Origin of the sequence: Microbacterium testaceum, from assembly GCF_001476655.1 — a bacterium.
Classification (GTDB): Bacteria; Actinomycetota; Actinomycetes; order Actinomycetales; family Microbacteriaceae; genus Microbacterium; species Microbacterium testaceum_C.
This window is the reverse complement of the sequence record NZ_LDRT01000110.1, coordinates 1-9499: the sequence shown is the minus strand read 5'-3', so window position 1 is coordinate 9499 and position 9499 is coordinate 1. Positions and strand designations below refer to the sequence as shown.

The window sequence follows — 9499 nt, the reverse complement described above, 5'->3', positions numbered from 1 at the left end:
GGGCCCGACAGCACCGCGGGCGCGAACCGGCGACGAGACGGCATCGCCGCGCGCAGGATGCCGCGCACCCGGGCACTCACGAGCGCCCCCCGCGAGCCACGCGTGAGTCGCCAGGAAGTGTCGCCTCGGCACCTGCCGAAGCGACACTTCCTGGCGACTCACGCGGGGGGTGCAGGTTCACCACGCGATCCGCGATCGCGCGGGCGGACGGACGGTGCGACACCAGCAGCACCCCGCGGCCGGCATCGGCCTCGCGTCGCAGCGTCGCCCACAGGTGCGCCTCGGTCGTGGCATCCAGGGCGCTCGACGGCTCGTCGAGCACGAGCACGGGAGCACCCGCGACCCGGGCGCGATACAGCGCCCGCGCCACGGCGACGCGTTGCGCCTGACCGCCCGAGAGCCCCGACCCGCCCGCGCCGAGCGGCGTGGCGGGGTCGATGTCGGCGGCGCCCGCGTCCGCGAGGGCGGTGGCGATCGCGGCGGAGTCCGCGGCGGATCCGAGCGCGACGTTGGCCTCGACGGTGCCCGAGACGAGCCCGGGGCGTTGCCCGGCCCACGCGACGGCGCCGCGCGCGTGGGGCACCGCGACGCCGTCGACCCGCACGTCCCCCTCGTACTCGGCGTATCCGAGCAACGCGGCGATCGACGACGACTTGCCGACGCCGCTCGGCCCGGTCACGAGCACCACCTCACCGGGACCCACCGACAGAGACACCCGCGGCATGCGGTGCGCCCCGCGGTCCACGCGCACCTCGTGCAGCGCCACCGTCGACCCGGTCGCCGAGGTCTCGGCATCCGGAATCGAGGTCGTCCGTGCGGCGTCGAGCGCATCGAAGATCTCGTTCGTCGCCGCAACGCCCTCGGACGCGGCGTGGAACTGCACGCCGACCTGGCGCAGCGGCAGATACGCCTCGGGGGCGAGCAGCAGCACGAACAGCCCCACCAGCAGCGACAGATCGCCGGCGAGCAGGCGGAACCCGATCGTGACGGCGATGATCGCGACCGAGATGGATGCCAGGAACTCCAGCGCGAAGCCCGACAGGAACGACACGCGCAGCACCGTCATCGTCTCGCGCTTGTAGTCGCGCGTGACGGTCTCGATCGTGTCGGCCGCGCGGTGCTGCCGACCGAACGCCTTGAGCGTGCCGAGGCCCTCGACGGTGTCGGCGAAGCGCGCGGCGAGCCGCCCCAGGGTGCGGTACTGCTTCTGCTGCACGGAGCGGGTGGCCAGCCCGATCAGCACCATGAAGATCGGGATGAGGGGGATCGTCAGCACGACGATCAGGCCCGAGAGCGGATCGGCGAGGGCGATCGCCCCGATGAGGATCGGCATCGTGATCGCCGTCGCGACGAGCTGCGGCAGGTAGCGCCCGAAGTACGCGTCGAGCGCCTCGAGACCGTGGCCCGCGGTGGTCGCCAGGGTGGCGGTGTTACGCCCGGTGAGCCAGCGAGGGCCGAGCCGCGCGACCGCGGCGACGAGCTTCTCGCGCAGCTGCAGGGATGCGACGGCCGCTCCCCGCGCCGACACGCGCTCCGAGGCGACCATCAGCAGCCCGCGCAGAAGGACCAGGGATGCCGCGACCCCGACGTACGGCCACAGCTCCGACGCCGGCCGCCCGCCGATCGCGCCGACGAGGGCCGAGGTCAGCGCCCACGCGAAACCGACGATCACGCCGGTCTGTGCCAGCACGATCGCGGCGGTGACGACGAGGAACCCTCGCGCGGCCGTGGCGTAGCGAACGAGCCGCGGGTCCACGGGACGCATCCTCTCCGGCCCGGCGTCGCTCACGGGTTCGATCCTCTCAGACGGGTCGGCCCGCTCCGGCGGGAAGCGGGCCGACGGGGACGTCAGTGCGCGACGAGCGCGGCCTTCTCGATGCGGGCGCGCGTCACGCGCTTGCGGAACACCCAGTACGTCCAGCCCTGATAGGCCAGCACGAGGGGGAGGAAGATGAGCGCCGCCCAGCTCATGATCGTCAGGGTGTAGTCGGTGCTGGAGGCGTTCTCGATCGTCAGGCCCGATCCGGCCTCGAGGGTGGAGGGCATCACGTTCGGGAAGAGCGCGAAGAACAGCGCCGCCACCGCCGTCACGATCGTGATCGCGCCGAGCGTGAAGGCGGTGCCCTCGCGGTCACGGAGGTTCGCCACCCACGAGCCGATCAGGGCCAGCGCGGCGATCCCCGAGAGGGCGACGACTCCCAGCAGGAGCGGTGCCTGGTTGTTCGCCGCCTGGACGATCGTCCAGACCAGGAACAGCGCGGCGGCCACGATGGTCGCGAGGCCCGAGGTCTTGGCGAGCTTGCGTGCGTCCGTCCGCACCTGCCCGTCCGTCTTCAGCGCCACGAAGTACACGCCGTGGGTGAAGAACAGCAGCAGGGTCACCAGGCCGCCCAGGATGCCGTAGGGGTTGAGCAGCGTGAGCAGGGTGCCGACGTACTCGTGATCGGCATCCAGCGGCACGCCCTGCACGATGTTGGCGAACGCGACGCCCCACAGGAACGCGGGGACGGCGGAGCCGATGACGATCATGCGGTCGAAGCCGCGCTTCCACTTCACCGAGTCGCGCTGGTGGCGGTACTCGAACGACACGCCCCGGGCGATGAGGGCCAGCAGGATCAGCAGAAGCGGCAGGTAGAACCCGCTGAAGAGCGTGGCGTACCACTCGGGGAACGAGGCGAACAGCGCCGCTCCCGCGACGATGACCCACGTCTCGTTGAGGTCCCACACGGGGCCGATGGTGTTGATGATCTGCCGGCGGGCGATGTCGTCCTTGCCGAGGAAGGGCAGCGACATCCCCACGCCGAAGTCGAACCCGTCGAGCACGAAGTAGCCGATGAAGAGGAATCCGACGATCCAGAACCAGAGGTAGGCGAGATCCATGATGTTCTCCTTGGGCCGATTCAGTAGACGGTAGTCGGGGTGTTCTCGACGGTGTCGGGCTCCCGCGGCGCGTTCGGATCCGGAAGGGGGTCCGGTCCTTTCTGCGCGTACTTCTTGATGAGCCCGAACTCGACCACGGCGAGGCTCGCGTAGGTGAGGGTGAACGCGATGAGCGAGACGAGCACGCTCCATCCCGGGACGCTCGGGGAGACGCCGTCCTGCGTGAGCATGAGCCCGAAGACGATCCAGGGCTGACGCCCCATCTCGGTGAAGATCCAGCCGACGAGGCTCGCGATCATCGGCAGGGGAGCGGCCCAGATCGCCACGCGCCACATCCACGGCGCGACGGGCCGCGTCGCCTTCTTGCGGGTGACCCACAGGCCCACGGCGCTGATGAGGGCGGTGAGGCCTCCGAGCGCGATCATCCAGCGGAAGGCCCAGTAGGTGACCCACAGGACGGGCGCGAAGTTGCCGTCGACTTGGTCGGCGAACTGCGGGAACATCTGCTGGCTGTACATCGTGTTCAGGTCGTTGATGCCCTCGACGCAACCGTCGAGGGAGTGCGTCGACAGGATGCTGAGGAGGAAGGGCACGCGGATCGAGAACAGCTCGCTCGTGCCGTCGGGGGTGCCCAGCGTGAAGATCGAGAACGAGGCATCCTGTCCGCAGACGGTGTTGAACGTCGCCTCCGCCGCCGCCATCTTCATCGGCTGGGTCGCCACCATCACCAGGCTCAGCTGATCACCGGCGACGGCGACGAGGACGAAGGACACGATCGCGGACCACAGACCGAAGCGGAGGGTCGTGCGCATCATCTCGACGTGGCGCCCGCGGGCGAGGTGCCAGGCGGAGATGGAGGCGACGATCATGGCCGCGAACATCCAGCCCGAGAAGATCGTGTGCGGGAAGGCCGCGAGCGCCACGGGGTTGGTCAGCATCGCCCAGAAGTCGACGAGCTCGGCGCGGTGGCCGTCGGCGGCCATCTGATAGCCGACCGGGTTCTGCATGAAGGCGTTGGCGGCGATGATGAAGTACGCCGAGAACGTCGCCCCGAGGGTTGCCATCCAGATGCTGGCGAGGTGCGCGAGACGGGGGAGCTTGTCCCAGCCGAAGATCCAGAGGCCGATGAAGGTGGCCTCGAGGAAGAAGGCGAGGAGCCCCTCGAAGGCGAGCGGGGCGCCGAACACGTCACCGACGAAGCGCGAGTAGGCCGACCAGTTCATGCCGAACTGGAACTCTTGGACGATGCCGGTCACCACGCCCATGGCGAAGTTGATGAGGAAGATCTTCCCGAAGAACCGGGTGAGGTGCAGCCACTTCACGTCTCCGGTGCGGTACCAGACGGTCTGGAAGATCGCCACGACGAGCGACATCCCCAGGGTCAGAGGCACGAAGAGGAAGTGGTACAGGGTCGTCAACCCGAACTGCCAGCGGGCGAGGGCGAGGGGGTCGAGCCACTCCACGGGGAGCCTCCGATCAAGCTGTGCTATGTGGTCAGACCACAGGTTACTCCCGCCCGACGGCGGGGTTGAGGGGATCCCTCGGCGTCGAACCATATACTCGGAAAGTCATTCCCTGGTGGGTCGGAGGTCCCTTGTGTCCGTGCGTCAGAGCCTGCTAGCGATCCTCGATCACGGCGCCTGCTACGGCTCCCAGCTGCGCGCCGAATACATCCGTCGCACGGGTGCGTCCGTCAACGTCGGGCAGATCTACACGACGCTGGAGCGCCTCGAGCGCGACGGACTGGTCGACAACGGCGGCGTCGACGACGACGGGCGGATCCTGTGGAGCGTGACCCCCGCGGGGCGGGCGGAAGCGCGCGCGTGGCTGCGGACGGCCTCCGTGGCGGACGGCCGTGACGAACTGGCCCTGCGCATCGCGTTGGCGGTCACCCTCCCGGGTGTCGACGTCGCCGGCATCCTGTCCGCGCAGCGCGCCGGCGTGCGAGCGGCCCTCGCGGAAGAGGGGACCCCGAGCGAAGGGACGGATGCCACCGGCACCGCGATCGTCGCGGCGGCCCGGCGCGCGCGGCTCGAGGCTGAACTGCGTTGGCTCGACGAGGTGGAGGAACTGGCGGCCGGGTCAACGGCGCTCGCGATCTCGGACGAGCGGCCTCGCCGCGGCCGGCCGGCACGGGCAGCGCTGTGAGGATAGTTAGCCGCGTGTAGGGGTTTCGTCAAGGCCGGCGCGGATCAGAAGCTCGGGGCGCAGGGTGAGAACACCCCCGGACGACCCAAGGAGTATCACATGGTCATGGAAGCACCGCTCAGCCGTCCGGGTCACGTCGTCGCCGCCCCCACGGCCCCGCCGGGTTCCGTCGAGATCCCCTGGACGCGCATCGACCTCGACCTCTACGAGGTCGCGCGCGAGGGGTTCATCGTCGGCTACGTCGAGGTCGTCGGTTCCGTCTTCGTCGCTCTCGGCGGCACGCGATACGACCGCGCGGTCGAGGTCGCCCAGCTGTCGACGTTCCACGCCGCCGTCGAGGCGGTCCTGCGCCGGTCCGCGTGAGCGCTCAGCGCACCAGCGAGTAGCCGGCCTCGTCGATGGCCGCGGCGATGTCGTCGTCGCTCACCGCTGTCGTGCGGGCAATGCGCACGAGCGAGGGCTCGCCGGAGCGGAGATCGACCCGCACGACCTCGAGGCCGTCCAGGGCGGACAGCTCTTCGGTGACGGCGCGCACGCAGTGATCGCAGGTCATCCCCTCGACGTGCAGGACGTCGTTCGGCGTCGCCGCCGGTGCGGAAACGGATGCCGCGGCGGAATCGCCGCAACCGCAGCTGTCGCCGCACCCCCCTGCGGAGGGCGTGGAGGCGGTCCGTCCGAGCTCGATGCGCTGTTCGGTCATGGTCTCTCCTTACGAACGAACCAGACGAGCGATCGCCTGATTGGCTTCTTTGAGCTTCTCCTCTGCCACGGGACCGCCCTGCGCCGCCGCCTCCGCCACGCAGTGCGACAGGTGGTCGTCCAGCAGGGAGAGGGCGACGTTCTCGAGCGCCTTCGTGACGGCGGACACCTGGGTGAGGATGTCGATGCAGTACTGGTCGTCGTCGACCATCCGCGCGATCCCGCGCACCTGGCCCTCCGCGCGACGCAGGCGCTTGAGCAGATCGTCCTTGTGCCCCACGTATCCGTGCATGCACCGATGATACCCCCATGGGGTATCCGTAGCACTGACTCGCGGTCTGTCAACCCCCTCGGAATTCCCGGCTCGCCGACGGATGGTCGAGGCATCAGGAGGTCGACATGTTCTCTCGTCGCACCGGTGGTGGTCCGCGATGACCGCCGACCCCTTCCCCACCGGTCCCCATCGCCCCGTACGCATCCCGCACCTGCCCCCGCTGCGCTCGCAGCGGCGACAATCGAAGGATGACGCGAACACTGGCAGCGCTCCCGGGCGCCGCCCGGAGGCTGTGCCTCAGCCGAAGGAACGGGGAGATCTGCACCCGTGAGGACGGCCACCGCGGTCTTCACCACCGCACCGGCGGTCGTCTGCTGTGGAGCGACCGGCAGGCCGACCCGCCGGAGTGCGCCGCCGCAGGGACCCCGGCAGATCCCGCCCCGCTCCTGGACGACGGCTTCCCGGGGGGCCGCGCCGTGTGCCCGGTCTGCTGGGCGTTCGTCGACCGCGACGGCGACGGCCTGATCGAGCCCCACGACTCGTGGCGGGGAGACGAGTCCCGCGCCGAGGCCGACCGCCGTCGCGCGTGGTTCAACGCGTACGGGTGGTGACGATCATCCGCCTCGAAGCGCGTCGACAGGTTCGATCCGTGCCGCGCGGCGGGCCGGGATGCCTCCGGCGATGAGCCCCACCAGGGCTCCGAGGACCGCGCCCCCGATGGCGATGAGCGGGTCGAGGACGGGTGTCCATCCCTGGGCGACGGAGACACCGACCACGGCGAAGACGCCGAGAGAGGATCCGATCAGACCTCCCAGCATCCCGATCACGATCGATTCGACGACGAACTGGCCGGCGATCTGTCTCCGGGTCGCTCCGAGCGCGCGGCGCAGTCCGATCTCGCCGACGCGTTCCATCACCGACAGCATCGTCACGTTCGCGATCCCGAGGCCGCCGGCCAGCAGCACGATCACGCCGAGAAGGACGAAGACGAATCCCACGTCGGACTGCACGCCCGCGCGAAGGTCGGATTCCCCCGGGGGAGCACCCACATCGATGTTGTCGGGCGCATCGGGCGAGAGCGTGAGCGGGACCTGCTCACGCAACTGCGGGCCGGTGCCGACCGCGATCCTCGCCCGGACATCGCTGGGGGCGCGAAGGCCGAAGTCACGTCGAGCGGCGCCGTCGGGAACGACGACCGCGTCGAGGAGCTCACCCGCCGTGTCGACACCGTCGAAAATGCCGATGACGGCGTAGGCGATGCCGTCGATGAAGATCGACGGCTGCGTGTCGATGCGGCCGACGCCGAGCTTCGCGGAGGCGTTCGCACCGAGGAGAGCGACACGGTCGCCGCGACGATCGTGCCCGTCGTCGAATGCCCGGCCGGTCACGATGGTGCCGCCGACCATGTCGAGCAGGCCCGCCGACGCGGCGAAGAGAGCGGGGGAGACCATCGCGGGCGCGGAGGGATCGTTGACGGTCACGGCACTGATGGTTCCCTTGCCGAGGTCCACTTTCGTCAGCAGTGCGGCCGCTTCGACACCCGCCAGCCGCTCGACGCGGTCGGCCGCGTCCCAGGGGAGCCGGGCCGTGGCGACGGAGGTCCCGCCCCGTGCCGAGGTCTTGGCGGGGGTGACGACGATCTGCGTGGACGAGGCATCGTCGAATTGCCGGGCGATCTGATCCGTCGCCGTCTGCGAGAAGCCGACCGTCGCCACGAGGGCGGCGATGCCGAGCACGGTTCCCGCCACCGTCAACGACAGGCGTCCGGGGCGGGTGCCGATGTCGGCGGTGGCCTCGGTCAGGAGGTCGAGGAACCCGAATCGATCAGCACGGGCAATGCCGTCGACCGAGCGACGCCGACGGGAAGAGAGCCGGGCGAACGGGGGCTTCATGCGACCTCTTCCACCCGTCCGTCTGCGATGCGGACGGTCCGGGTGGCTCGTTCGGCGACGTGCGCATCGTGGGTGATGAGCACGAGGGTGAGGCCGTCGGCGTGGAGCTCTTCGAAGAGCTCCATGATCTCGCGCGTGGTGGCGCGGTCGAGGTTCCCCGTCGGCTCGTCGGCCAGCAGGACACGGGGGCGCGTCACGACCGCTCGCGCGACGGCGACCCGCTGCCGTTCGCCACCGGACAGCACACCCGGACGGAAATCCACTCGATGGTCCAGGCCCACGCGGCGCAGGGCCTCCCGGGCGCGCGGTTCGCGATCCGCGCGGGGAGTGCCGCTGTAGAGCATCGGCATCATGACGTTCTCGAGCACCGTGCGTCGTGGCAGGAGATGGAAGGCCTGGAACACGAAGCCCAGCGAACGTGCCCGCACGGCCGCGCGCTCGTCATCGCCCAGGTTCTTCGTGGGTGTTCCCGCCAGGACGTACTCGCCGATCGTCGGCCGATCGAGCAGACCGAGGATGTTGAGCATCGTGGACTTGCCCGACCCGCTCGGACCGACGATCGAAAGGTAGTCGCCCTCGTCGACGCGGAGATCGACGGCCCGCAGGGCCTGCACGTCGGGGGTCCCGGGGAACGTGCGCGTGACGTCCCGGAGGTCGATCACGGGCGGGCGCTCCGCGATCGTCACCGTCCCACCACCACGAGGTCGCCGGGCGACAGCGCGGCCTCGATCGGCTTCACCTCGACGGCTCCGTCGGCCGCCAGCCCCGTCTCGACCTTGACGAGTCGGGTCGAGGCCCGGTCTCCGTCGCGCGGATCCCCGTCGACGACCTCGACGCGTTCTTCTCCGCCGGGACCGGCGGACAGGGCGGCCAGCGGCACGTTCAGGACGTCGCCCTGGGTGGCGCCGACGGGGATCATCACCCGGACGTTCTGCCCTTGCAGGGCGGTCACCTGCGCGGGCGTGAGGGGGTCAGGGGACAGGGTGATGGTCCAGCGGTCGGACGACTGCTTGCCCGGCGTCAGGGCCGTGATGGTGGCCGCGTGCGTCGAGTCGTCCGGAAGGTCCACGGTGGCCTTGTCGCCGACCTCGAGCAGGCGCGCGTCGACCTCGCTCGCGGAGCCCGAGAGGGCGACCGTCGCGCCCGAGACGACCATCGCGGCGCCCTTGACCTCGGCACCGCGTCGAGCCTCGACGGAGTCGACCCGGCGCGGCAGCGACGTGAGGTAGAGCACTTCTCCCGCCGGGAGTGCGGGCAGCGCCCCCTGTCGCGCGCGCGTGAGCTCGGCCGTCGCCTCGGTCAGCCGCGTACGGGCGGCATCGAGTTCGGCGCGCGTGCCGCCGGTGTCGGGGGCCGTGTCGAGTTGCGCGCGCTTCATCTGCGCGAGCTCCACGGCGTCCTTCAGGTCGCCGATCTTCGCGCCGTCGTCCGGCGTCTGCACGCGCGCCTGATCGAGGGCGCGTTGTGCGCTCGACACGGCGTTGTCGGCCTCGCGTTTGTCGATGTCGGTCGCGCCCGCTCGTGCCTTGTCGAACGCCGTCTGGGCGGCGCCCACCCCCTGCTCCGCCGCCGAGACCGCGGCCTGCGCGCTGCGCAGCGCCGTCGT

The 9499-nt window shown here is 70.4% G+C and carries 10 protein-coding genes and 1 pseudogene; 3 read left to right on the top strand and 8 right to left on the bottom strand.

Annotation, left to right across the window (positions count from 1 at the left end):
• Positions 1 to 76: 76 nt before the first annotated feature.
• The 3 genes from cydD to NS220_RS14285 form a co-directional block, all read right to left on the bottom strand.
• On the bottom strand, positions 77 to 1765 hold the full coding sequence (cydD, locus tag NS220_RS14295; protein WP_058624702.1) for a thiol reductant ABC exporter subunit CydD: 1689 nt from the start codon (positions 1763 to 1765) through the stop codon (positions 77 to 79).
• Positions 1766 to 1848: 83 nt separating this feature from the next.
• On the bottom strand, positions 1849 to 2880 hold the full coding sequence (gene cydB / locus NS220_RS14290; protein ID WP_058624701.1) for a cytochrome d ubiquinol oxidase subunit II: 1032 nt from the start codon (positions 2878 to 2880) through the stop codon (positions 1849 to 1851).
• Between the two features lie 20 nt (positions 2881 to 2900).
• Positions 2901 to 4343, bottom strand: a complete 1443-nt coding sequence (locus NS220_RS14285) for a cytochrome ubiquinol oxidase subunit I (protein WP_058624700.1) — start codon at positions 4341 to 4343, stop codon at positions 2901 to 2903.
• 139 nt (positions 4344 to 4482) lie between these two features.
• Between NS220_RS14285 and NS220_RS14280 the strand changes: the two genes are divergently transcribed.
• Positions 4483 to 5028, top strand: a complete 546-nt coding sequence (locus tag NS220_RS14280; protein WP_346335427.1) for a PadR family transcriptional regulator — start codon at positions 4483 to 4485, stop codon at positions 5026 to 5028.
• A gap of 99 nt (positions 5029 to 5127) precedes the next feature.
• On the top strand, positions 5128 to 5391 hold the full coding sequence (locus NS220_RS14275) for a hypothetical protein (protein WP_058624698.1): 264 nt from the start codon (positions 5128 to 5130) through the stop codon (positions 5389 to 5391).
• A 4-nt stretch (positions 5392 to 5395) separates the two neighbouring features.
• Here NS220_RS14275 and NS220_RS19395 read toward each other — a convergent pair whose 3' ends face one another.
• On the bottom strand, positions 5396 to 5728 hold the full coding sequence (locus NS220_RS19395) for a heavy-metal-associated domain-containing protein (protein ID WP_081323194.1): 333 nt from the start codon (positions 5726 to 5728) through the stop codon (positions 5396 to 5398).
• A gap of 9 nt (positions 5729 to 5737) precedes the next feature.
• Positions 5738 to 6019, bottom strand: a complete 282-nt coding sequence (locus NS220_RS14265) for a metal-sensitive transcriptional regulator (RefSeq protein ID WP_013585605.1) — start codon at positions 6017 to 6019, stop codon at positions 5738 to 5740.
• A 230-nt stretch (positions 6020 to 6249) separates the two neighbouring features.
• Here NS220_RS14265 and NS220_RS14260 point away from each other — a divergent pair, with 230 nt between their 5' ends.
• Positions 6250 to 6612: a hypothetical protein gene (locus NS220_RS14260; RefSeq protein WP_058624697.1), complete on the top strand. Its 363-nt coding sequence runs from the start codon at positions 6250 to 6252 to the stop codon at positions 6610 to 6612.
• A 3-nt stretch (positions 6613 to 6615) separates the two neighbouring features.
• On the opposite strand, the gene NS220_RS14255 is transcribed toward NS220_RS14260, so the two are convergent.
• From NS220_RS14255 to NS220_RS20220, 3 genes and pseudogenes are all read right to left on the bottom strand, one after another.
• Complete coding sequence (locus NS220_RS14255; protein WP_058624696.1) at positions 6616 to 7893, bottom strand: ABC transporter permease; 1278 nt, start codon at positions 7891 to 7893, stop codon at positions 6616 to 6618.
• Positions 7890 to 8555, bottom strand: coding sequence for an ABC transporter ATP-binding protein (locus tag NS220_RS14250; protein ID WP_440589467.1), 666 nt, complete (start codon positions 8553 to 8555; stop codon positions 7890 to 7892). The genes NS220_RS14255 and NS220_RS14250 overlap by 4 nt, the downstream gene beginning before the upstream one ends.
• Before the next feature lie 20 nt (positions 8556 to 8575).
• Positions 8576 to 9499 (bottom strand): annotated as a pseudogene (locus NS220_RS20220) (hypothetical protein); the annotation flags it as partial.